Source organism: Streptomyces sp. NPDC058664 (genome assembly GCF_042716635.1).
GTDB lineage: Bacteria > Actinomycetota > Actinomycetes > Streptomycetales > Streptomycetaceae > Streptomyces.
This window is the reverse complement of record NZ_JBHXRW010000001.1, coordinates 74,313-96,641: the sequence shown is the minus strand read 5'-3', so window position 1 is coordinate 96,641 and position 22,329 is coordinate 74,313. Positions and strand designations below refer to the sequence as shown.

General features: G+C 69.9%; 25 protein-coding genes, 1 tRNA gene and 1 riboswitch. Of the genes, 12 read left to right on the top strand and 14 right to left on the bottom strand.

Annotated elements, in window-relative coordinates:
• Positions 1-55: 55 nt before the first annotated feature.
• Both ACFWUY_RS00465 and ACFWUY_RS00460 read right to left on the bottom strand, forming a co-directional pair.
• The gene (locus ACFWUY_RS00465) at positions 56-352 is read right to left on the bottom strand and encodes a DUF6412 domain-containing protein (protein WP_384100354.1); all 297 of its coding nucleotides are present in this window, start codon (positions 350-352) and stop codon (positions 56-58) included.
• Positions 353-452: 100 nt separating this feature from the next.
• Positions 453-995: a winged helix-turn-helix transcriptional regulator gene (locus ACFWUY_RS00460; protein WP_384100352.1), complete on the bottom strand. Its 543-nt coding sequence runs from the start codon at positions 993-995 to the stop codon at positions 453-455.
• Positions 996-1,085: 90 nt separating this feature from the next.
• Between ACFWUY_RS00460 and ACFWUY_RS00455 the strand changes: the two genes are divergently transcribed.
• Entirely contained in the window at positions 1,086-2,504 is a 1,419-nt protein-coding gene (locus tag ACFWUY_RS00455; RefSeq protein ID WP_384100350.1) for an MFS transporter, read from the top strand.
• On the opposite strand, the gene ACFWUY_RS00450 is transcribed toward ACFWUY_RS00455, so the two are convergent.
• Positions 2,462-3,301 carry a class E sortase gene (locus ACFWUY_RS00450; protein WP_384100348.1) on the bottom strand — a complete coding sequence of 280 codons (840 nt, stop codon included), beginning with the start codon at positions 3,299-3,301 and terminating at the stop codon, positions 2,462-2,464. The two genes, ACFWUY_RS00455 and ACFWUY_RS00450, sit on opposite strands and share 43 nt — an antisense overlap.
• Positions 3,302-3,364: 63 nt before the next feature.
• Here ACFWUY_RS00450 and ACFWUY_RS00445 point away from each other — a divergent pair, with 63 nt between their 5' ends.
• On the top strand, positions 3,365-4,366 hold the full coding sequence (locus tag ACFWUY_RS00445; protein WP_384100346.1) for an SEC-C metal-binding domain-containing protein: 1,002 nt from the start codon (positions 3,365-3,367) through the stop codon (positions 4,364-4,366).
• 7 nt (positions 4,367-4,373) lie between these two features.
• Here ACFWUY_RS00445 and ACFWUY_RS00440 read toward each other — a convergent pair whose 3' ends face one another.
• Positions 4,374-5,504: an MrcB family domain-containing protein gene (locus ACFWUY_RS00440; protein WP_384100344.1), complete on the bottom strand. Its 1,131-nt coding sequence runs from the start codon at positions 5,502-5,504 to the stop codon at positions 4,374-4,376.
• 72 nt (positions 5,505-5,576) lie between these two features.
• Entirely contained in the window at positions 5,577-6,218 is a 642-nt protein-coding gene (locus ACFWUY_RS00435; protein WP_384100342.1) for an ATP-binding protein, read from the bottom strand.
• Between the two features lie 167 nt (positions 6,219-6,385).
• Here ACFWUY_RS00435 and ACFWUY_RS00430 point away from each other — a divergent pair, with 167 nt between their 5' ends.
• From ACFWUY_RS00430 to ACFWUY_RS00415, 4 genes are all read left to right on the top strand, one after another.
• Positions 6,386-7,234, top strand: coding sequence for a helix-turn-helix domain-containing protein (locus ACFWUY_RS00430; protein WP_384100340.1), 849 nt, complete (start codon positions 6,386-6,388; stop codon positions 7,232-7,234).
• Entirely contained in the window at positions 7,231-7,437 is a 207-nt protein-coding gene (locus ACFWUY_RS00425) for a DUF397 domain-containing protein (protein WP_384100338.1), read from the top strand. The genes ACFWUY_RS00430 and ACFWUY_RS00425 overlap by 4 nt, the downstream gene beginning before the upstream one ends.
• A gap of 1,001 nt (positions 7,438-8,438) precedes the next feature.
• The gene (locus ACFWUY_RS00420) at positions 8,439-9,422 is read left to right on the top strand and encodes a hypothetical protein (protein ID WP_384100336.1); all 984 of its coding nucleotides are present in this window, start codon (positions 8,439-8,441) and stop codon (positions 9,420-9,422) included.
• A 41-nt stretch (positions 9,423-9,463) separates the two neighbouring features.
• The gene (locus ACFWUY_RS00415; RefSeq protein WP_384100334.1) at positions 9,464-9,766 is read left to right on the top strand and encodes a hypothetical protein; all 303 of its coding nucleotides are present in this window, start codon (positions 9,464-9,466) and stop codon (positions 9,764-9,766) included.
• Positions 9,767-9,769: 3 nt separating this feature from the next.
• Here ACFWUY_RS00415 and ACFWUY_RS00410 read toward each other — a convergent pair whose 3' ends face one another.
• The 4 genes from ACFWUY_RS00410 to ACFWUY_RS00395 are packed head-to-tail and all read right to left on the bottom strand — an operon-like array spanning position 9,770 to position 13,770.
• Positions 9,770-11,038 carry a DUF445 domain-containing protein gene (locus ACFWUY_RS00410; RefSeq protein WP_384100332.1) on the bottom strand — a complete coding sequence of 423 codons (1,269 nt, stop codon included), beginning with the start codon at positions 11,036-11,038 and terminating at the stop codon, positions 9,770-9,772.
• 11 nt (positions 11,039-11,049) lie between these two features.
• Complete coding sequence (locus ACFWUY_RS00405; RefSeq protein WP_384100330.1) at positions 11,050-12,030, bottom strand: ATP-binding cassette domain-containing protein; 981 nt, start codon at positions 12,028-12,030, stop codon at positions 11,050-11,052.
• Between the two features lie 11 nt (positions 12,031-12,041).
• Positions 12,042-12,914 (bottom strand): ABC transporter permease, encoded by an 873-nt coding sequence (locus ACFWUY_RS00400; protein ID WP_384100816.1) that lies wholly within the window; start codon positions 12,912-12,914, stop codon positions 12,042-12,044.
• A gap of 55 nt (positions 12,915-12,969) precedes the next feature.
• Positions 12,970-13,770 (bottom strand): ABC transporter permease, encoded by an 801-nt coding sequence (locus ACFWUY_RS00395; RefSeq protein ID WP_384100814.1) that lies wholly within the window; start codon positions 13,768-13,770, stop codon positions 12,970-12,972.
• Positions 13,771-13,936: 166 nt separating this feature from the next.
• On the opposite strand from ACFWUY_RS00395, the gene ACFWUY_RS00390 reads away from it, so the two are divergent.
• On the top strand, positions 13,937-16,282 hold the full coding sequence (locus ACFWUY_RS00390; RefSeq protein WP_384100328.1) for a transglycosylase domain-containing protein: 2,346 nt from the start codon (positions 13,937-13,939) through the stop codon (positions 16,280-16,282).
• Here the strand turns inward: ACFWUY_RS00390 and ACFWUY_RS00385 are convergent.
• The 3 genes from ACFWUY_RS00385 to ACFWUY_RS00375 all read right to left on the bottom strand — a co-directional run bounded on the left by ACFWUY_RS00385 (position 16,260) and on the right by ACFWUY_RS00375 (position 17,462).
• Complete coding sequence (locus ACFWUY_RS00385) at positions 16,260-16,580, bottom strand: DMT family transporter (protein ID WP_384100326.1); 321 nt, start codon at positions 16,578-16,580, stop codon at positions 16,260-16,262. The two genes, ACFWUY_RS00390 and ACFWUY_RS00385, sit on opposite strands and share 23 nt — an antisense overlap.
• Before the next feature lie 33 nt (positions 16,581-16,613).
• Positions 16,614-16,678, bottom strand: a riboswitch (guanidine-III (ykkC-III) riboswitch).
• A gap of 69 nt (positions 16,679-16,747) precedes the next feature.
• Complete coding sequence (locus ACFWUY_RS00380; protein ID WP_017237090.1) at positions 16,748-17,086, bottom strand: co-chaperone GroES; 339 nt, start codon at positions 17,084-17,086, stop codon at positions 16,748-16,750.
• Positions 17,087-17,132: 46 nt separating this feature from the next.
• Positions 17,133-17,462, bottom strand: coding sequence for a DUF3618 domain-containing protein (locus ACFWUY_RS00375; protein WP_384100324.1), 330 nt, complete (start codon positions 17,460-17,462; stop codon positions 17,133-17,135).
• Positions 17,463-17,598: 136 nt separating this feature from the next.
• Between ACFWUY_RS00375 and bcp the strand changes: the two genes are divergently transcribed.
• The 5 genes from bcp to ACFWUY_RS00350 all read left to right on the top strand — a co-directional run bounded on the left by bcp (position 17,599) and on the right by ACFWUY_RS00350 (position 21,246).
• The gene (bcp, locus tag ACFWUY_RS00370; RefSeq protein ID WP_384100322.1) at positions 17,599-18,072 is read left to right on the top strand and encodes a thioredoxin-dependent thiol peroxidase; all 474 of its coding nucleotides are present in this window, start codon (positions 17,599-17,601) and stop codon (positions 18,070-18,072) included.
• Positions 18,073-18,183: 111 nt separating this feature from the next.
• Entirely contained in the window at positions 18,184-19,680 is a 1,497-nt protein-coding gene (proP, locus tag ACFWUY_RS00365; protein WP_384100320.1) for a glycine betaine/L-proline transporter ProP, read from the top strand.
• Between the two features lie 162 nt (positions 19,681-19,842).
• Positions 19,843-20,493 carry an HNH endonuclease signature motif containing protein gene (locus ACFWUY_RS00360; protein ID WP_384100318.1) on the top strand — a complete coding sequence of 217 codons (651 nt, stop codon included), beginning with the start codon at positions 19,843-19,845 and terminating at the stop codon, positions 20,491-20,493.
• Positions 20,490-21,197: an HNH endonuclease signature motif containing protein gene (locus tag ACFWUY_RS00355; protein WP_384100316.1), complete on the top strand. Its 708-nt coding sequence runs from the start codon at positions 20,490-20,492 to the stop codon at positions 21,195-21,197. The genes ACFWUY_RS00360 and ACFWUY_RS00355 overlap by 4 nt, the downstream gene beginning before the upstream one ends.
• Positions 21,163-21,246 (top strand) — tRNA-Leu (locus tag ACFWUY_RS00350). Before ACFWUY_RS00355 ends, ACFWUY_RS00350 begins: the two co-directional genes overlap by 35 nt.
• 55 nt (positions 21,247-21,301) lie before the next feature.
• Here ACFWUY_RS00350 and rdgB read toward each other — a convergent pair.
• The gene (gene rdgB, locus ACFWUY_RS00345) at positions 21,302-21,904 is read right to left on the bottom strand and encodes an RdgB/HAM1 family non-canonical purine NTP pyrophosphatase (protein WP_073807863.1); all 603 of its coding nucleotides are present in this window, start codon (positions 21,902-21,904) and stop codon (positions 21,302-21,304) included.
• An 18-nt stretch (positions 21,905-21,922) separates the two neighbouring features.
• Entirely contained in the window at positions 21,923-22,303 is a 381-nt protein-coding gene (locus ACFWUY_RS00340) for a hypothetical protein (RefSeq protein WP_384100314.1), read from the bottom strand.
• Between the last annotated feature and the right edge of the window lie 26 nt (positions 22,304-22,329).

The window sequence follows — 22,329 nt, the reverse complement described above, 5'->3', positions numbered from 1 at the left end:
CCCCGGAGGCGCTCGGGGTGTCCGGAGCGTCCGGTGTGGTGTGTGCGGGTGCTCCCTACGCGGCCGTCGGGAGGGGACGGCCGGGAGCGCGGGGTCTGCGCCGGCCGGCGGCGTCGGGGTCGCGCTGGGGCAGGAAGGCGGTGCGCCGCTCGCGGTCGCGGATGGCCGTACGGACGGCGGTGGGCGGCACGGCCGGGGCCGTACGGGCTCCGAACAGGGCGCAGACGACGGTGGTGGCGGCGAGGGCGAAGGCGGCGGAGACGCCACCGCCGTCGGAGAGGAGCAGGTCGGCGAGGGCGAGCAGGAAGAACAGCGGCGCGACGAACCGCAGGACCAGGGCCCTGACCGTCATACCGCCACCTCCCCCGCCGTGCGCGTCGCGCGGTCTCTCACCGGATCACGCGGTCTCTCACCGACTTGGACGCGCGGGCCCCCTCAGGAGTTCCCGCCCCTCAGAGGCTCTTGTCGGGCGACGGGTCGTGGAGGGGTACGAGGAGGCGGCGGGCCCCGAGGAGCGCGCGGCCGACCGGATCGCCGGGGTCCCGGTCGAGCCCGGCGCCGGGGCGCATCTCGACGTCGGCGGGCGGGACGGGGACGCGGCAGGCCGGGCATTCGCCGTACGGGCCGAGTTCGGTGCCGCAGTCGGCGTGGTGGAAGTGGCGTGCCGGTACGGCTCCGGGGACCTCGGCCCCGCCCCAGGCGCCGAGCGAACGCAGCACGGGCCAGAGGGCGAGACCGCGTTCGGTGAGGACGTACTCGTCGCGCGGGGGCGACTCCTGGTAGCGCCGCCGGTCGAGGACACCGGCCTCGACGAGGGCCTGGAGGCGGGCGGCGAGGACGGCGCGGGGGGCGCCGAGGTGGACGAGGAAGTCGTTGTAGCGGCGGACGCCGTAGAAGGCGTCGCGGACGACGAGCAGGGTCCAGCGTTCGCCGACGACTTCGAGCGCGCGGGCGACGGAGCACTGCTGGTGGGCGTAGTCCTTGCCGAGGGCCATGGGGCCCATCGTACCCACCCAAGGTTCACTGACCGAACCCACCTGCTACGGTGACCGCCTACTCACTGAGTTCATTCACCGAACCGACAGGTGGAGGTTTCCGCCGTTCCCCAGCTCGCACCCGCCGCCCACTCCTCCGCCCCACCCCGCGGCGCCCGCCCAGGGGCCGCCCTCGCCGTCACCGCCGCGGCCACCGCCGTCGCGCTGATGAACTACACGGCCCCCATGCTCACCCTCCCCGACATGGCCGCCGCCTTCGCGACCCCGGCCTCCGCCCAGGCCTGGCTCCTCAACGGCACCCCGCTCGGCCTCGCCGTCCTCCTCCTGATCGCCGGCAGCCTCGCCGACGCGCACGGACGCCGCCGGGTCTTCCTCCTCGGCACCCTCGCCCTCGGCCTCACCACCGCCCTCGGCGCCCTCGCGGGCTCCACGCTCACCTTCACCGCGGCGCGGATCGCCCAGGGCGCGGCGAGCGCGGCGGTCCTCGCGGGCAGCCTGGGCCTCCTCGCCCACGCGTACCCGGCGGGCCGGGACCGGATCAGGGCCACCGGGATCTGGGGCGCGTCCGTCAGCGGCGGCATCGCCCTCGGCCCGCTGCTGGCGGGCGTGCTGAGCCTGGCGGACTGGCGGCTCGCGTACGGGGTGCTGGGAGCGGCTGCACTGGTGACGGCGGCGGCGGGAACGAGGCTGCTGCCGGACGACGGGCCGAAAGAGAAGCCCCATCCCCGCCCCGACATAGCGGGAGCGGCGGCTCTCGGCCTGGCCCTGGCGGCGCTGCTCACCGCACTCACCCTGGGCAGGGACGGCTGGCTGCGCCCCCCGGTGGGCCTCCTCCTTCTGACCTCCGCGGCCCTCACGGCGGTGTTCGTGGCGGTCGAGCGCCGGAGCCGTACGCCCATGGTGGACCTGGCGCTGCTGCGGCGGCCGGCGTTCCTGGCGTCGACGCTGGGGGCGCTGTTCACGGGCCTGGCGGTGATCGGACTGTTCAGCGTGGTGCCGGCGCTGCTCCAGGGCGGGGCCGGAATGTCACCGCTGGGGGCGGCCTGGCTGTTCGTGCTCTGGTCGGGCACGGCGTTCGTGGTGGCCCTCCAGGCGCGCCGCCTCCCGGGCCGGCTCTCGGCCCCGTACCAGCTGGCGCTGGGATTCGCCCTGTCGGCGGCGGGGACCCTGGCCCTGCTCGGAGGCGTGGAGGAGGGCCCCTGGCCCCGTCTTCTCCCCGGCCTCCTCGTGGCGGGCGCGGGCAGCGGGCTCCTGAACGCGGCGCTGCCCCGGCTCGCGGTCGACTCCGTCCCGCCGGAGCGCGCGGCGATGGGCTCGGGCGCCAACAACACCGCGCGCTACATCGGCTCGTCGGCGGGCGTGGCCCTGACGCTGGCGCTGACGCCGGCGGGACCGGACACGGCGGTGCTGGCCTCGGCGGGCCTGGCGCTGACCGGGGCCGTGCTCATCCTCGTACTGGCGCGGGGTCACCGGTCGGGGACGAGCCTGGCCCAGACGACGAGCCGGTAGGCGCTGCTGAACTCGGGGGTGCAGGTGGTGAGGGTGAGGTAGGCGCCGGGAGTGTCGTACCCGTACGAGGGCTTGACGACGGACCGGGGGACGGCCCGGATGACCCCCACGTCACGGGGCGCGGTACGGGGCAGGACCTGGTCGACGCGATAGGTGTACGTGGCGTCCCGGGTCCGTACGGAGATCTCGTCCCCGGGCACGAGCCGGTTGATGTACCGGAAGGGCTCGCCGTGGGTGTTCCGGTGCCCGGCGAGGGCGAAGTTCCCGGCCCGGCCGGGGGCTGCGGTGCCGGGGTACTGCCCGACGTACCCCTTGTCGAGGACGGACCGCTTGGAGACGCCGTGGGCGACGGGCGCGGTGAGACCGATCCGGGGGACGCGAAGAACGGCGAAGGCGGCGGAGGGCTCGGGGGCGGCGGGCCGGGGGCGGCTCGGCACGGGGGAACGACCACCGTCGGACGACACACCACCGGAACCGCCCGAGCCGCCGCCGGAAGGAGCGACGGAGGGACCAGAGGAAGGCTCGGAGGGAGGCCCGGCAGTCACGGAGGCGGGGGGAGAGATGCCCCACTCACGCTCGAGGACCCGCACCTGTTGACGGGCCTCGGCACGGGCCTGCTGATTGGTCCACCACAGCTGGTGGACGACGAGGAGCAACAGGACGACGCCACAGGTGACGACGGTCTCGGCCCCCGCCCACAGCACCCGGGCACTCCTGCGGCGCCGCCCCCGCGACTGGACGACGACCGGCACCCGAAGCCCCCGCCGTCGCACCCGCTGCCCCACCCTGGCCCGCACGCGGGGCACGATAAGCGCTGGGGCGCCAACTCTCCAGGCTCGCACCGCAGTACGGTGGAGCGCATGCGCCCCGACACGCCTGCCGCCCACACCGCCGAAGCCGAGCGCCTGCTGCGCACCGCCGCGCAGTACCCGGAGGACCGGGAGCCCCTGCTCCTCCAGGCCGCGGCCCATCTGGAACTGGCGGGCGACCGCCCCGCGGCGACGGCCCTCTACGACTCCCTCCTGTCCCCGGCGCCGGCGAACCCGCACCTGATCAGGGCGCTGAAGGCGGCGAACCTGTGGGAGTACGGGCACGAGGCCGAGGCCCGGGCGATCATCGACGGCCTCCGCGGCGCGCGGCCCTCGGACGCGGCCCCGTGGGAGATCACGGCGGAGACGCTGGAGGCCCACGACGAGCTGGAGGCGGCGGAGTCGACGCTGACGGAGGCGGCGGAACTCCTGGCCACGTCGGAGGACCTCCCCCACGCGACCCAGTCCCTCCTGATCACCCGCCACCGGGTCCGCAGGATGCTGGCGCTGCCGCACGACGACTGGGACGTACTGGCGGACCGGCTGCACAGCGGGGCCGTCCCCCTGGACGAACTCCACGACCCGAAGCGCCTGTGGTCGCTGGGCTCCGAGGACCCGGCGGAGCTCCAGGCGGAGATCGACCGGCTCCGCTCGGAACTGGGCACCTACCGCACGGCCCTGTCCCGCCCGTTCCCGGTGGCGGTCCTGCACTGGCCCGAACCGGAACTGGACGAACTGCTGGCCGCGTACCCGGAACTGGAGGCCGAGTACCCCACGTACCGCGCCCACCTGACGGACATCGAGGCCTCCCTCCGCGAACTCTCCCAGGCCGGCACCCCCAACCTGGGCATCGTCCGCGCGACGGTCCCCTCCTACGAAGCCTTCGCCGCCTCGGAATCCACCCACCCGTCGAACGCGGACCTCCTCCCCCAGTACGCCACCACGCTGGCGGCCAGGGGTCGGGCGGCGGCTTGGCCGCCGGCACGTACCTCCCCCTGCTGGTGCGGGTCTTCTCGTAGCTACGGGGAGTGCCACGGGGGCGACTCCACCTAACCCGGCGCTACTCCGTCGTCATCCCCCAGTCCCGCGCACTGGGGGAACCCCCCCACCCGCCATCGGACCGCCAGACCGAAGCAATCCCCTGCTCCTCCAGGTACGGGGCGTACACGCCGATCTCCTCGGAGAAGAGGCCTACGAGGAAGGGCTCCGGCTGTTTCCGATAGAGGAAGTGACGGTACTCGTAGAGCTGCCCTAGAGCCTCGCGCACCGCCACCGTCGGGTTCCCGTGGCGGACAATCTTCGCTTCGACAAGCCACTCGTTTCCCGGCCCCTCAGAGACGTGCTGCTGTCGCAGAACCAGGTCTTTTGGGTGCTGTAGCCGCGTTATGGGGCTGTATCCACGATCTGCAACGTAGAGGCCGAAGTCCCTGACAAGGTCCTCGTGGCTTCGCTGCTTGACCTGTTGGCGGGCGCTGATCTGCGCCGTGTACTCACCGCTGTCCTTCGGCTGGAAGTCAGCGAGCGGATCGAAGTCAGCCACGGATTCAGTGGCCTGTCGAGCGTGGCTGCTCAGGTCGTAGGCAAGCTCGAGAGCGTCAGTGTCGTTACTCATCCACCAAACGCGATCGAACTCCTCAGCCCGCCGCAGAGATTGGATGCCGAGCAAGAGGTCTTCCAACAGCGCAACATCGCTCGGCAAGGCGGCGGTGTCGTACACCTTGGCAATCACGCTGGCCGCCTCATACGCCCTCGGGCGCGCCGCCGCATCCCTGAGGTCCGGTTCGTCTACCCAATCGAGGTTTTCCTGCCTCCTCACGGCCCGGCGGAGCCTCGCCGCGTGATGGCGAAGGTGCTCCTCGCGCGCTCTACCTTTCCCCAGCGCGTCTTCTAGCCAGGTAATCCCTTGCTGCAAGGTCAGGGTCACATTCTTCAGGTCAGCGCTGAAGATGTAGGCGAGATACAAGCCCTTCTTAGGGTCTCGCATCCCTTGCTCGTCAAAGACGCCGATCCACGGCGTCGCTGCCGGAGTGGTCTGACCTCCATGCCCCTTGGCTCTGAAACCCGGCGGAAGGGCGAGGTCCGTACGCCTCGCGACCCCCCGCAGCACCTGCTGCCCCTTGACTTCACGCCCCGAACCAGCCTTACGGTCGTACGTGCTTGCGACCTCGTTCAGCAAGTCTCGAATCCCCATGCGGAGAATCTAGATCAGAACGCCTCGTCGCAGATACGAGATCGTGCTACCTCGTCACGTTGCCCACGACGCTCACGCACCAGCCTCAAAGCGCACCTGGGCCGCATCCAGGGCATCATCGACGTCATACCCGTGGGCACCCATCCAGTGCAGGAGATCGACGATCACATCGATCGCGGCATCCTTGGCCACAGCCGTAGCGAGCCGACTCGCGTTGACCGCCCGGGGAGAAGCAATGGTGCCGTAGAGAGAGATCATGGCTTCCGCCCGCGTGACACGCATGCCACCACTGTGGCCATTGGGTGTCGTGAGGTCGGTCGCAATCTCACACCATGTGACCTTGCGGTCTGCTCCGAGCAGGACACCCCACCGATCCGTGATCCCGTCGACCAATGCCAAACCTCTGCCGGACTCGGCCTCAGGCCCAACGGTGGACATCGTCGGCAGCATGCGACATTCCGGATCGCAGACCTCGATCCGCAAGTAGGTGCCGTTCATCAACAGGCGGAGCGACGTCGGGGTGCCCACCCCCACGTGGCGAATCACGTTCGTGACCAGTTCAGTGACGCAGAGCTGAGCAGCTTCGATCTGCCGCACCAGTCCCCATAGCTTCAGGTGGAGTCTCACAACACGGCGAAGCCCAACCACTTCCTGCGGTTCCGCCAGGAACGAAAGCTCCCACGGCTTGCGCACCATGCATCCGTCATCGTTCACACCAACCTCCCAGATTCCCAAGCTTCTTGACATCCAGTGACGGATCATCAGAGTGGCGTCTACACATCCCTTCCTGCAATGTGCACAGAGAGATTCCCACTATCGAGCGATTGGCGGGCCACCGTCTGGTACGCAGACTGGACATCCGCTAGCGAGAGGAGATGGACATGGCTGGCTCACCCACCGCTCGCCGTCGACGACTATCGATCGAGCTGAAGAGGCTCCGCGAGGCGAGTGACTTCACCTGCGCGCAGGTCGGAGAGGCCCTGGACTGGAGTGGATCCAAGGTCAACCGCATGGAAACAGGCAGCGGCCGGGTCCAACCTTCCGACGTGGAAGCCCTCTGCCGGTTCTACGAAGTAGACGACGAAGTAAGGGACTTCCTCAAATCTCTGGCGAAGCAAGCCAAACAGAAGGGCTGGTGGCAATTTCATGGAAGCGGAGTTCCTTCCTGGTTCTCCAGCTACATCGGCTTGGAACAAGATGCCTCTACGTTTCGCCAGTACCAGAACGAGTTCATCCCTGGCCTCATGCAGACACCCACGTACGCGAGCGAGCTACATCGCGCGACCAACCACATGAGCGGTGAAGACATCCAGCGGGCCGTACAGGTCCGGATGGAACGCCAGGAAAGGCTTCGATCGCTCCAAGCACCAGATGCCTGGTTCGTGGTGCACGAGAGCGCGCTCCGGACCATCGTTGGAGACCATTCCCTCATGCGTGAGCAGTTGGAGGCCTTGCTCGAGACCGGTGAGCTTCCCAACGTCACTCTTCAGGTCATGCCCTTCGACGCTGGCCCCTACCCTGCAACAGGCGCCTTCACCATGCTGGGCTTCCCCGACCCCGAGGACCCGGACCTCGTGTATCGAGATGGCATCACCGACGCGATCTACATGGAAGGGCTCGAAGAGGTACGCGCGTACGCCAGAGCCTTCGACAATCTGCGAGCGGCGGCTGCAAGCCCGCACCGATCGATCCAGCTGATCAAAACCCTCATAAAGGAGAACGTGAGATGAAGAGCGTTACGAGCAAAACGTCCCCTCACCTTCACTGGAACAAGTCGTCCTACAGCAACGGCTCGGGCGGCGAATGCCTAGAGTGCGCACAAACAGAGACGAAGATTTTCATACGCGACTCAAAATCGATACAAGGACCCGCCATCTCTATGCACCCTGCCCCCTGGCAGACCTTCGTCGACTCGCTGTCCGCCCAAGAGTGAGCGACCTGACGGCCCGACGGAGGTAGACGCCCCAGGAAGCCGGCAATCTCGGGGACGGCACCATGCGGGCACATCTGGCTTCTGAGGTCCTTGGGGTGGGGGTGCCGTGTGGGCTTCTGGTGGGGCCGGGGTCACCGGATGCCCGGGCAGTGGTCGGGGTCGTCATGGGCCTGACCGGTTGGTGGGTGAGGGCTGGGTTCGCGGCGAGGGCCGGTGGGTGCGGTTCCCTCGCCTCGGGGTGCGCGGTCGTTGCAGGGGCGGCCGGGCTCCGGCTCGGCGTCTCATGGTCGGCTGATTGCCGGGCTTCAGGCCCCGCCGGTCACTCCCGGTGGGGGAAGGGTCGCGAGGGGCGGGTGCGTGGAGATAACTCCGCCCTACCGCTGGTAACACCCCTCGACAGAACGAATGAAAGGGATGAATCACCCTCGTTGGGCTATCGAGGTGCACGAAACCTTCGCCACCATCACCCCACCACCCACCGGCAATGACTAGCGGGGCCTGAAGCCAAGCCACCCCACCTCCGCAACTCGCCAAGCCCTGCCAGGCCGCCCCATGCAACAACCGCACACCCCGACTCGACCGAACCGCGCCCACCGGTCCCGACCGCGAACCCAGCCCCCACCCACCAGCCCGTCGGACGCTCTCCGACCCCGGACACTGCCCGGGCCCCCGTGGCCACGCCCCCGGCCGCCCTCCGAGTGCGAAAAGGCGGCCTCCACCGCCGCGTTAAGGGTGGGCGCAGCCCATCGCGCAGCGACACGACCGCAGGGAGCGCCCTTGACGCGGCGGCGGAGGCCGCCACACTCGGAAAGAGGGCGGCCGCGCCAGAAACTCGCCCGCTCCCCAACCCTGTTGGGCCTGCCCGTCACCCACATGAGCGCTCTTTACTCAAAGTGACCACTCGGACACAACCCGTACGGTACGTTCACGCAAAACGGCCCCCGTCGATGGCTGCAACCGTCAACGAGGGCCTGAACCACTAGTGGAAGCAACGGTCCACCGTGATCTACCGGCACTTTAACGCGCCCTCGCGCGCCTTCAGCCAGTTCTCGCACGAGCTCATCCGGCACCCCCGGCTCAGCTCCGACGCCGTCCGGCTCCTGACCTGGCAGCTCTCCCTGCCCCGGAGCGCGAGCGAATCCCTCTCCCGCACCGCCGAACGCGCCCGGATCGGGTCATGCGCCTTCGCCCGCGCCAAGCGGCAGCTCAAGGACGAAGGGTTTGTGCACGAGCGGCGTGTCCAGGGAGCCGGCGGCCGCTGGATCACCCAACAGCTCGTCTCCTCAACCCCGTTGACCACCGACCAGGCCGCCAAGCTCCTCGCCGGTGGCCCCGCGACCCCGCAGGCCGTACCGAGTCCCCGCAAACCGGCCGCCGGTCAGCCAACCACCCCGCCCACCGGCCGTCATCCAAAGAAACACCCGAAGGGAGACACCTCCAACCTTCCGGCGGAGACGGACGAGGCGGGCCAAGCCGTCGATCTCAACGGCCAAGCCGGGTCCGCCGACGCGACCGGATCCATCGACACGAACGAGCCCGCCGACCTCACGCCCACCAGCCCCCACCTCGAAGAAGCCCGCGCACTCGTCGGCACCCTGCACCTCCTCTCCCCCGCCCTCCGCCACATCCCGCCCGGCATGCGCGACGAACTCACCCGCCTCGCCACCCGCTGGCTCGACGCCGGACACACCCCCGCCGACATCCATGAGCACGTTCAGCGCGGCCTGCCCGGTGCGGGGACGCCCGTCCACCGGCCCGGCGGGCTTCTGCGCTACCTGCTCCGGGACGTACCGCCCCTCACCCTCCCGACCGCAGCCCCCGCCACCACCCCCGACCAGCTCTCCCCCCGCCTCCGAGGCACCCGCGAATGCGCAAGCAGCACCCACACCCAACCCATGCTCTTCCGGCCCCACACCGACGAAACCCTCTGCCCCGAATGCGCCGTGTCGGTGCCCGGCAGGGAGTTCGTACGCGTCCCCTCGTAGGCTCGGAGGAACGACCCGTACACACCAGGAAGGCCCGCCCCATGCCCCGTATCCCCTCCCCCGCCGTCGCCGCCGTCGGGCTCGTCGGTGGGTATGCCGTTGCCCGGTGGACCAAGAAGCGGCCCCTCGGTGGGGTCGTGCTCGCCGCGGCCGGGGGCGTGGCCGGTCGGGAGTGGCAGCGGGTGGGTGGGGGGAAGGTGGCCGCCGGGCTCGGTGCCGCCTATGTCGCCGCGTTCGCCGGGTCCCATCCGCTCGCCAAGAAGATCGGGGCCTGGCCCGCCGTGTTCTCCGTGGCGGGAGGGATGGCTGTCGCCTCCTGGGCCGTCACCCGTACCAAGGGCTGATCCTCAGCCGCCCACCCCGTGGCTCACCGTGTGGATCAGCAGGCCCGCCAGCGCTCCCACCACCGTTCCGTTGATGCGGATGAACTGCAGGTCGCGGCCGATGTTGGCCTCGATCTTCTTCGAGGTCTGGGTGGCGTCCCAGCCGGCGACCGTGTCGGTGATCAGGGACGTGATCTCGTGGCGGTACGTCGTGACCACGTACGCCGCCGCGTCCTCCGCCCAGCCCTCGACCTTGCCCTGGAGGCGGGAGTCCGTCGCCAGGCGGTTGCCCAGCGAGATCAGGGAGGCGCGGGCACGGAGGCGGAGCTGGCTGCGGTCGTCCTCGGCCGCCGCGATGATCAGGTTGCGGATCGAGGACCACGCCGAGGCGATGATGTCCTGGATCTCCGGGCGGGCCAGGAGGTCCGCTTTCAGGCGCTCCACGCGGGCGCGGGTGTCCGTGTCGGCCTGGAGGTCGGCGGCGAAGTCGGTGAGGAAACGGTCGATCGCGCCGCGCGCGGGGTGGCCCGGCATGTCCCGCATCTCGGTCACGAAGCGGAGCAGCTCCTTGTAGACGCGTTCGCCGATGCGGCGGTCCACGAAGCGGGGCGTCCAGCCGGGCGCTCCGCCCTGCACCGCGTCCATCACCGAGTCGCCGTGGGTGACCAGCCAGTCGTGGGCGCGGGTGCAGATCAGGTCGACGGCCCGGTGGTGCGCCCCGTCGGAGACGATCTTCTCCAGGGTCTTGCCCAGGCCCGGCGCGATCTCCACCGCCTCGGCCCGCCGGGTGATCGCCTCCCCGACGACCGCCTGGACGTCCGAGTCCCGGAGGACCGTCAGTGCGCCTCGCAGCGCCGTCGACGCCTCCGCCGTGACGCGGTCGGCGTGCGCCGGGTCCGCGAGCCACGCCCCGAGCCGGCCGCCGATGCCGAAGGCGTGCAGCCTGCCCCGTACGACGTCGGCGGAGAGGAAGTTCTCACCCACGAAGGTGCCCAGCGAGGCACCCAGCTGGTCCTTCTTCTTCGGGATGATCGCCGTGTGCGGGATCGGCAGGCCGAGCGGGTGCCGGAAGAGGGCCGTGACCGCGAACCAGTCGGCGAGCGCGCCGACCATCCCGGCCTCGGCCGCCGCCGCGACATAGCCCGCCCAGGTCCCCCAGCCCGCGTTCTCCGCCCAGGTGGCCAGGGCGTAGATCACGGCGACCACCGCGAGCAGGGACGTCGCCAGCGTCTTCATCCGCCGGACGCCCCTGCTCTTCTCCTCGTCGGCAGCCGTGTACGAGAAACTCACCATCAGTCGACCTCCTACCTCAGGGACTCCCGGCGCTCGTCCCGAGTTCCCCCGTACATCTTCGCGATCACCGACTCGATGTCCGGCTCCCGCACCGAGAGGTCGAGAAGCGGGTACTTCGCGGCCACCGCCGCCACCAGGGGCGCCGCCGATGCCGTGGCCGGGAAGGCGAGCCACTGGCGAGGCCCCTCCGACCGTACGTGACGCGCTCCCGGCACGTCGGCGATCGGCGGCAGCTCGCGCTCCAGGTCCACCACCAGGAGGCGTTCGCTCTCGCCCACGGCGTGCAGGCCGGCCAGCTCGCCGTCGTGCATGAGGCGTCCGTGGTCGATGACCATGACCCGTGAGCAGAGCTGTTCGATGTCCGTGAGGTCATGGGTGGTCAGGAGGACCGTGGTGCCCCGGGAGGTGTTCAGGTCGCGGAGGAACTCCCGCACCCTGGCCTTCGAGACGACGTCCAGACCGATCGTCGGCTCGTCGAGGTACAGCACCTCCGGATCGTGCAGCAGCGCCGCCGCGATGTCCCCGCGCATCCGCTGGCCGAGGGAGAGCTGCCGGACCGGTACGTCGAGCAGCTCGCCGAGCTCCAGGAGCTCCACGCAGCGGGCAAGGTTCTCGCGGTAGCGGGCATCCGGGATGCGGTACATGCGGTGCATCAGTCGGTACGAGTCCTTCAGCGGCAGGTCCCACCAGAGCGTCGTCCGCTGTCCGAAGACCACCCCCATCCGCTGGGCGAGCCGGGTCCGCTCGCGCGCCGGGTCGATGCCCGCGACCCGCAGCCGGCCGCCGCTGGGCGTGAGGATGCCGGTCAGCATCTTGATCGTCGTCGACTTCCCGGCGCCGTTCGGGCCGATGTAGCCGACCATCTCGCCCCGCTCGACGCCGAAGCTGATGCCGTCGACCGCCCGGACCTCCTTCTTCTCCCGACGGAACAGGCCTGCCTTCCGGCGGACCGTGAACGTCTTCTCCAGTGAATCCAGTTCGATGAACGGCACGGCCCTCTCCCTCAGCTTCCTGTCGAGCGGTACGAGCGGATCCCGGCCCGCCACGCACAGCCCGCCACCACGCAGCAGACCGCCGCCACCAGCGGCGAGGCGAACGCCGCCCACTCCGGCACGCCCGCCGGGGCCGGCCGGCCGAGCACGTAGAGGGCGGGCAGCCAGTTCACGAACGCCAGCGGTACGACGTACACGACACCCCGCACCAGCTCCTGCGCGAAGATCGTCGGCGGGTACCCGAGGAGGGTGTTCCCGCCGTACGTGAACGAGCTCGTCACCTCCGCCGCGTCCTGCATCCAGAAGAGCGCCGACGCGCCCAGCACCATCACGGCGGCGAAGATCACCGCCCCGCAGACCAGCGTCACCGGCAGCAGCACCACCTTCACCGGCGTCCACGCCACGTCGAGCAGGAGCAGGCCCCAGACGAGGACGAACAGGCCCTGCGCGACCCGGCCGAACCGCCGCAGCGCGAACTTGTCCGCCGCGACCTGGGCGAGGAGCGGCGCCGGGCGCAGCAGGAACATGTCGAGCGAGCCGTCCCTGACCCGCTTCCCCATCCGCTGCAGCGAGCCCATCGTGAGGTCCGCGATCCCGAACGACGTGCCCGCCGTCCCGTACAGGAGGGCGACCTCCGCGAAGGCGAAGCCGCCGAGGCCCTTCACCTGACCGAACATCAGGAGGATGACGACGAAGTCGAAGAAGGTGACGCAGAAGCTGGTGACGAGCGTGAGCACGAAGGACGAGCGGTACGTCAGGGTGGACCGGATCCACATGCCCGCGACCATCCGGTACGTGCGCCAGGAGTCGCCCAGCGGCTCGTACGCGCGCCCGTAGCCGCGTCTTCCCCGGGTACCTCTCTCATGGATACCGCCGGAATCCATACGGTGGATACCGCCGGACTCCATACCGCCGGAATCCGCGCCCACCCGAGTCGTCTCAGCCACCCTGCACCACCACCTTCCGCGTCGCCGCCGCCTGCACCAGCCGGCCCGCACCGAGCAGCGCCAGCGCCCAGCCGCCCTGGAAGGCGTACGCCCCCGCCAGCTCCCAGCCCTCGTACCTCCCCAGGTACACATCGGCGGGCACCTGGAGCAGCGACGCCCAGGGCAGCATCCGCGCGATCTCGCCGAGCGCGCCCGGGAACACGGTCAGCGGCAGCAGCATCCCCGAGAAGAACAGGCCGCTCAGCCACACCACCTGCACCACCCCCTGGCCGTCGAGCAGCCAGAACGCGCTCATCGCCGCCAGGTACCAGACCGCGAAGCCGACCGTCGAGCCGAGCGCCACCGACACCAGGAAGGCGAGCCAGGCGCCCGGCCCCGACGGCAGCGTGAAGCGGAAGGCCAGCGCCCCGACCACCATCGGAACGACCCCGCGGCCGAGCAGCTGGAAGGCGGACCTGCCCGCGTCGGCCGAGAACCACCAGAGCTGGAGGTCGGCCGGGCGGTACAGGTCGACGGCGATGTCCCCGGTCCTGATCCGCTCGATCAGCTCGTCCTCGAAGCCGCCGCCCATCAGCCCGCAGACGGCGATCAGCGCCTGTCCGATCCACACATAGGCGAGGGCGTCGTCCATCGAGTAACCGCCGAGCCGCGGCCGTTCGTCCCAGAGGGCGATGTAGGTGTACGACAGGATGAAGCCGAAGACGCTGTTGGTGAACACCCCCGCCGCCGTCGCCACCCGGTACGTGGCGTGGCGCCGGAAGCCGCCCGCGGCCACCGTCGCGTACAGCCGCAGCATGGGGCTCCCTTTCCGGCACGGATGACCGGCACGAATGACCCGGCACAGATGACAGCGAAGCGCACGACCCTAGCGGGGCGCGGCTCCGCACCGCGAGGGGATTTCTCGTCAGATTCGGGTCGCATACGGGACTTCGCTCACATTCCGGGCAATATGGGATGCCATGTCCCCTTCCACCGGCACGAGCGACGTTCCGAGCGACACCCCCCGGCCACCCCGCCCGGGCCCGGAGACAAGCTGGCAACCGAGGGACCCCACCCTCCCCCCGCCCCGCACGTCACGCGCGACCCGACGGTCCCGTCCCCGCCGCGTCCTGCGCGCCCTCCTCGGGCTGACCCTGCTCGGCACCCTGCTGCTCGCCGGCGCCCTCGTCGCCGGCTACCTCCTGGTGGACATCCCGCCCGCCAACGCCGCCGCCGTCGCCCAGTCCAACGTCTACCTCTACCGGGACGGCACCCCCCTCGCCCGCGACGGCGAGGTCAACCGCGAGAACGTCCGGCTCGACCGCGTCCCGCTCACCGTCCGGCAGGCCGTCCTCGCCGCCGAGGACCGCGACTTCCACACCTCCCGCGCCGTCGACCCCAAGGCGATGCTCCGCGCCGCCTGGAACACCGTCACCGGCAAGGGCCGCCAGTCCGGCTCCACCATCACCCAGCAGTACGTCAAGAACTACTACCTCGGCCAGGAGCAGACCCTCACCCGCAAGGCCAAGGAGTTCTTCATCGCGATCAGGCTCGGCCGCGAGAAGAGCAAGGAGGAGATCCTCCAGGGCTACCTGAACACCAGCTACTTCGGCCGGAACGCGTACGGCCTCCAGGCCGCCGCCCGCGCCTACTACGGCAAGGAGGTCGAACACCTCGACACCGCCGAGGGCGCCTACCTCGCCTCCCTCCTCAAAGCGCCCAGCGCCTACGACGTCACCACCCACCCCGAGAACCGCGCCAAGGCCCTCGCCCGCTGGAACTACGTCCTCGACGGCATGGTCACCGAGGGCTGGCTGACCCCCGTCGAACGCGCCGCCGCCCGCTTCCCCGTCCCGCAGACCGCCCGCCCCGCCACCGGCCTCTCCGGCCAGCGCGGCTACCTCGTCCAGGCCGTCGAGGAGTACCTGACCAGCCACGGCATCGTCGACGAGAAGACCCTCGCCGGCGGCGGCTTCCACATCACCACCACCCTGGAACCCGCCAAGCAGGACGCCCTCGTCCAGGCCGTCGAGGACCGCGTCACCTCCCGCCTCGACCCCGCGCGCGTCCCCGCCGACCGGTACGTCCGGGTCGGAGCGGCGGCCGTCGACCCGGCCACCGGCAAGGTCCTCGCCCTGTACGGCGGCGTCGACTACACCCGGCAGTACGTCAACAACGCCACCCGCCGGGACTACCAGGTCGGCTCCACCTTCAAACCCTTCGTCTTCACGGCGGCCGTGCAGAGCGGCGCGCAGACCCAGTACGGCGAACCGATCACCCCGTACACGCTGTACGACGGCAGCAACCGGCGCCCGGTCGAAGGCTGGACCGGCGCCCCGTACGACCCCGCCAACGAGGACGACGAGAGCTACGGGGAGATCGCCGTCGGCACCGCCACCGACCTCTCCGTGAACACCGTGTACGCCCAGATGGCCGTCGACGTCGGCCCCGGCCACGTACGCCGCACCGCCATCGCCCTCGGCCTGCCCGGCTCCACCCCCGACCTCACCCCCTCCCCCTCCATCGCGCTCGGCCCGGCCACCGCCAGCGTCCTCGACATGGCGACGGCGTACGCCACCCTCGCCGCGCACGGCCGGCACGGCGGGTACACCCTCGTCGAGCACGTCAGCAGGGACGGCCACGAACTCGCACCACCGGCCGCCCCCGCCCGGCAGGCGGTGAGCAGGGAGGCCGCCGACACGACCACGTCGATCCTGCGGAACGTCGTCGAGGCGGGCACCGGAACGGCCGCGCAGACCGCCGGACGCCCCGCCGCCGGCAAGACGGGCACCGCGGAGGACGACAAGGCGGCCTGGTTCGCCGGCTACACCCCGGAGCTCGCGACCGTCGTCGCGCTGATGGGCCAGGACCCCGAGTCGGGACGCCAGGAACCGCTGTACGGGGCTCTGGGACGCCCCCGGATCAACGGGGGCGGGCCGCCCGCCGAGATCTGGGGCCAGTTCACCCGGGAGGCACTGGCCGGGACACCGCCGAAGGACTTCGAGCTCCGGCTGATGCCCGGAGCGGAAGGGCTGCCACCGGTACCACCGATGCCGGAGGGGATGGAGGAGCTGGCGCCGCCGGAGGGGTCGGGGCGACCGGAAGGACCGGAGCGACCGGAAGGACCGGAGCGGCCGGAAGGAGGCGACGACTCCGCGGAGTCGTACGAGACGGGCGAGGAGGGCGAGACGGGCGAGACGGGCGAAGCGGGGCCGGGCGCCGTGGTCTCCCGCAGCCCCCAGCCCCCTCGTGCCGACGACCCTCGTACCGACGACCCCCGCGCCGACCCCGTACCGCCGCGCGTCAGTGACCCGACGTCGCCTTGAGCCCGACCACGGCCACAAGCAGCAGACACACGAAGAAGATCCGGGCGGCGGTCGCCGGCTCACCCAGCACCACCATGCCGAACACCGCCGCACCCGCCGCGCCGATCCCCACCCACACGCCGTACGCCGTCCCGATCGGCAGCGTCTTCGCGGCCTGCGACAGCAACACCATGGAGGCGACGATCCCGACGCCCGTGAACACACTGGGCCAGAGCCGGGTGAAACCGTCGGTGTACTTCATACCGATCGACCAGCCGACTTCCAGCAGACCCGCGACGAGAAGAAGAACCCAGGCCATGACGACGACACCTCCGCGAGACGGAACAACAGGAGTGCGTCGTCTTGTCGAAACCCGGTACGGCGCGTCTCGTCGGGTCCCACCAGACTAGCAAAAAACGCGCGAAAGCCCTGGTGACAGCCGTCACCAGGGCCTTTCACACCAGACGTCCCTACATCGGACGTCCTCTACAGGTACAGGCCGGTCGAGTCCGTCGCGCCCTGGAACCGGTCCGCGGCCACCGCGTGCAGATCCCGCTCCCGCATCAGGACGTACGCGACACCCCGCACCTCGACCTCGGCACGGTCCTCGGGGTCGTACAGCACCCGGTCACCGATCTCGACGGTACGGACGTTCTGACCGACCGCGACCACCTCGGCCCAGGACAGACGACGACCGACCGCGGCGGTCGCCGGAATCAGGATGCCCCCGCCGGAACGCCGCTCCCCCTCCGGGGAGTCGGTGCGGACCAGGACCCGGTCGTGAAGCATCCGGATGGGCAGCTTGTCGTGCGTGTTCTCGCTCACGGAGTGAACCTACCTGTCCGCGCGGCACACCCCCCTGCGGGAGGGGTCATCCCCTGCCCTTGCGGGAGGATCGGGAGGACCTGGCGAGCAGCCCGACGACCGCCACGACCACCAGCGCCACCGGCACCACGCGCTCCAGACGGGGCGCGCCGTCCTCATGGGTGAAACGTGCCTTCACATCCGAGACGACCCTGTTGACGGAGACGAAGGCACGTCCGGCGGTCTGGTCGACCGTCGAGGCGACCTTGGCCTTCGCGTCCCCGATGATCGTCTTCGGGTGCATCCGAATGCCGATCTCGTCGAGAGTGACGGCGAGCCGATCACGCCGACGGACGATGTCCGCCTCGATCTGAGCGGGGGTCCTGGACTCCGACACCGCACTGCCTCCGTAGTCGTATTCCGGTCGTTGACGGACAGTCTGTCAGCTCCGCCACCGATGGGCCGTCCCCGACCCCCATCAGTCTCCCCCCATTAGGCTCTCCTCGCGTACGCGAACCATCCCGAGGAGAGCCATGAGCGAGCGACTGCAGCCCGGCGACACCGCCCCCGCCTTCACCCTGCCCGACGCGGACGGCAACGACGTCTCCCTCGCCGACCACAAGGGCCGCAAGGTCATCGTCTACTTCTACCCGGCCGCCCTCACCCCCGGCTGCACGAAGCAGGCCTGCGACTTCACGGACAACCTGGACGTCCTGGCCGCCGCCGGCTACGACGTCATCGGCGTCTCCCCCGACAAGCCGGAGAAGCTGGCGAAGTTCCGCGAGAAGGAGAACCTCAAGGTCACCCTGGTCGGCGACCCGGAGAAGACCACCCTGGAGGCGTACGGCGCCTTCGGCGAGAAGAAGCTGTACGGCAAGACGGTGACCGGCGTCATCCGCTCGACCGTCGTCGTCGACGAGAACGGCAAGGTGGAACACGCCTTCTACAACGTCAAGGCCACCGGCCACGTCGCCAAGATCATCAAGGACCTGTCCATCGGGTCCTGAGACCCCTCCTGACGTGACGCACGTCCCAATCAGGGACGCGTTCCGTTTGTGAACGGCATGACCGTACAGAAGCCCTCCTTGGAGTGTCTCCCCCAGAGAGGACGTACGGTCATGCCGGCCACAGACCGCGATCCCGCGGCCGATCCCCAAGCCCGCAGACGTCATCCGCGCCTGTTCAGGGCCGTCACCCGGCGCCGGCAGCCCAAGCTGCGACGCACCGACATCACGGTGACGGACGAGGCGGCCGTGAAGCGTGCCGTCCGGGCAGCCTCCCTGGGCAACGCCATGGAGTGGTTCGACTTCGGCATCTACGCCTACCTGGCCGTCACCCTCGGCCACGTCTTCTTCCCGTCCGGCAACGACACGGTCCAGCTCCTGTCGTCGTTCGCGACGTTCGCGGTGGCCTTCCTGATCCGCCCGCTCGGCGGCATGGTGTTCGGCCCGATGGGTGACCGGCTGGGCCGAAAGAAGGTCCTCGCGCTCACCATGATCCTCATGGCGGTCGGCACCTTCGCGATCGGCCTGATCCCGTCGTACGCCTCCATCGGCTTCTGGGCACCGGTCCTCCTGATCCTCTTCCGGATGCTCCAGGGCTTCTCCACCGGAGGCGAGTACGGCGGCGCCTCGACCTTCATCGCCGAGTACGCGCCCGACCGCCGCCGCGGCTACTTCGGCAGCTTCCTGGAGTTCGGCACGCTCGCCGGCTACGTCGGCGCGGCGGGCCTGGTGACGGCGCTCACCACCTGGCTCGGCTCCGACACGATGGAGGCGTGGGGCTGGCGCGTGCCGTTCCTCGTGGCGGGTCCGCTGGGCCTGGTCGGCCTCTACCTGCGGCTGCGGCTCGACGAGACACCGGCCTTCCAGAAGCTGGAGTCCGACGTGACGAACGTCTTCGACGCGGCGGACCCGGTGGAGGCCACGACCAAGGGCGACCTGGCGAAGATCTTCCGGCAGCAGTGGCCGGCACTGATCCTGTGCGTCGCGCTGGTCGGCGCGTACAACATCACCGACTACATGGTCCTGTCGTACATGCCGACGTACCTCTCCGACGAGCTCGGCTACAGCGAGACCCACGGACTGCTGATCCTGCTGCTCGTGATGGTCCTGCTGATGCTGATCATCACTCAGGTCGGCCGTCTGAACGACCGCTTCGGACGCAAGCCGGTCCTGATGGCGGGCATGCTGGGCTTCCTCTTCCTGTCGCTGCCCGCGTTCCTGCTGATCGGCCAGGGCGGCGTGCCGGCGATCACGGCCGGCATGCTGATGCTCGGCCTGTCGCTGGTCTGCATGCTGGGCACGATGTCGGCGGCGCTCCCGGCGCTCTTCCCGACGGACGTGCGGTACGGCTCGCTGTCGGTGGGCTACAACGTGTCGACGTCGCTGTTCGGCGGTACGACTCCGCTGGTCATCACGGCCCTGATCGGCTGGACCGGCAGCAACCTGATGCCGGCGTACTACGCGATGGGCGCGGCGCTCGTCGGCGTGATCGCCGTGGCCTGCATGAAGGAGACGGCCCAGCAGCCCCTGGAGGGCTCACCCCCGTCGGTGGAGACCCCGGAGGAAGCGGCGGAACTGGTGATGGCCCGAGCCCCGGAACCGAAGTTCTGACCCCTCACCCCCTGAACGGCCCGCCCCGGACACCACCGGCGCGGGCCGTTCCGCGCTCCCCGCCGGTCGCGATATCCGTACGCGATATGACGTGACCGTCCGATATCCGGCTCGTTAGCCCGTACGAGGCCACGAACGGGTGGCCGGGTCGGAGGGGGTCCCATGGGGACGAGCGTGTACACGAGGGAACGGCTCGAGACGGCGGCGCGAGGGGCGCGGACGCTGACGGAGGCGCTGGAGCGGCTGGGGGTGGATCCGAGAAGCGGGTCCCGCCGGTACGTGCGCGACCGGATGCGGAAGCTGGGGGTGGACACGTCGCACTTCGAGCGGGAGGGGGTGCGGTGGACCCGGGAGGTCCTGGAGGAGACGGTGAGGGCGTCCCCGAGCATGTACGACGTGTTGCGCCGGCTGGGCGTGGAGGTCGTGGGCGGACAGCATGCCCACATCAGCCGACGCGTCAAGGCCTACGGCATCGACACCTCACACTTCACACCCTCGGTCCGGACAGAGAACATGCGGTTCAACCAGCGGCGGCGAACACCTGCGGAAGTGCTGGTCGAGAATGAGTCGCCTCATGCCCGACGCGGGCGAAGTGATCGCCTCAAGCACGCCATGCTGGAGGTCGGCGTCGAAAACCGGTGCGCAGAGTGCGGGAACGAGGGCGTGTGGCTGGACGCGCCCCTCCCGTTGGAGGTCGACCACATCGACGGCAACTGGCGGAACAACCGGATCGAAAACCTGCGGTTGCTCTGTCCCAACTGCCACTCCGCGACGGACACGTACCGAGGCCGCGCCAAGAGGCGGTCGGCATGACCCTCGGCATGGGATACACGCGTGAGCGGCTGGCCGAAGCCGCCGTACGCTGCTCAGACATCAAGGAAGTCGTGAAATACCTGGGGGCCGAGCCGTACAGCGCACTTCCCCGATACCTCATGAGGCGGTTCGCTCACTTCGGTATCGATGTCTCGCACTTCCCACCGTCCGGAAGACGCTGCCCTCCGAAGGCGTCCGAGTTGCGGGAGGCGGTCGCCGCGTCACGGTCACTCAGGGAGACCCTTCGCCGCCTGGACCGCCCGGACAACGGCGCGCAGCGCGCCAACCTGCGGCAGTGGATCACCGACGACGGGCTGTCGATCGCGCATTTCTTGGGGCAGGCCCATCAACGAGGCAAACCGAGCGCGACGGCCAAACGCCCTGATGAGGTCCTGGTGAGGCATGACAACAAACACCGGACGACCACCAAGCGACTGCGCCGCGCGCTGCACGAGGTCGGTGTACCCGAGCAGTGCACACGGTGTGGAACGGGACCCGAGTGGCTGGGCAAGCCGTTGACGTTGGAGATCGACCACATCAACGGGGACTGGCGGGACAATCGCGGCGAGAACCTGCGGTTGCTGTGCCCTAACTGCCATGCCGTCACCCGTACATGGTGCAGGGGAGGGCGAGGCGCCCGACCAGCCCCGGTACCATTGCAGGCGGCAAGCGGCGGTGGCGCAACGGCGACGCAGCAGACTTAGGATCTGTGGCCTTTGATCGGGCTTGAGGGTTCGAATCCCTTCCGCCGCACACGAACGGCCTGCGTATCGAAGGATCGATGCGCAGGCCGTTGCCATACGGGCCCTCAGCCCAGCAGCTCCCGCACCACCGGCACCAGTGCCCTGAACGCCTTGCCTCGGTGGCTGATCGCGTTCTTCTGCGCCGGGGTCAGTTCCGCGCAGGTCACGTCGTGGCCCTCGGGCTGGAGGATCGGGTCGTAGCCGAAGCCGTTCGTGCCCGTGGGGGTGTGGCGGAGGGTGCCCCGCATCTGGCCTTCGACCACGCGTTCCGTGCCGTCGGGGAGGGCCAGCGCGGCCGCGCAGGCGAAGTGGGCGGCGCGGTGTTCGTCTCCGATGTCGGAGAGCTGGGCGAGGAGGAGGTCCAGGTTGGCGCGGTCGTCGCCGTGGGTGCCGGACCAGCGGGCGGAGAAGATGCCGGGGGCGCCGTTCAGGACGTCGACGCAGAGGCCGGAGTCGTCGGCGACGGCCGGCAGGCCGGTGGCCTGGGCCAGGGCGTGGGCCTTGAGGAGGGCGTTCTCGGCGAAGGTGACGCCGGTTTCCTTGACGTCGGGGATCTCCGGGTACGCGTCCGCGCCGACGAGTTCCAGGTCGAGACCTGCGTCGGCGAGGATCGCGTGGAGTTCGGTGATCTTGCCCGCGTTGCGGGTGGCGAGGATCAGACGGGTCATGCCGTTGATTATCCGGGGTCAGCCAGGGGTGCAGACCTTCGCGACCTCGCCCGCCGCGTCCGTGATCGGCTGGATGTCCGGGGTCGTGTCGCCGTTCTTCACCGCCGTGCGGACGGAGTCGACGCCCTTCGTGAGGTCGTCCACCGCCTTCGCGAGGTCGGCGTTGTCGGTGGTGTTCTTGAGGTTGCCGAGCTCCGTGGAGATGGAGTTGAGGGATTCCTCGATCTGCGTGACGTCGTTCGAGGCGTTGGAGACGGCCTGCTGGAGCTTGTCGACCGACGTGGCTATCGCGTCGGCGGTCTTGACGCAGTCCATGGCGGTGTCGAGGGCCGAACAGCCGCTCAGGGCGGTGGTGAGTGCGGCGGCGGTGGCGACGGCGAGTGCGAGGCGGCGCTTCAAGGTGGGTCCTCCCCCGGGTACGTGAG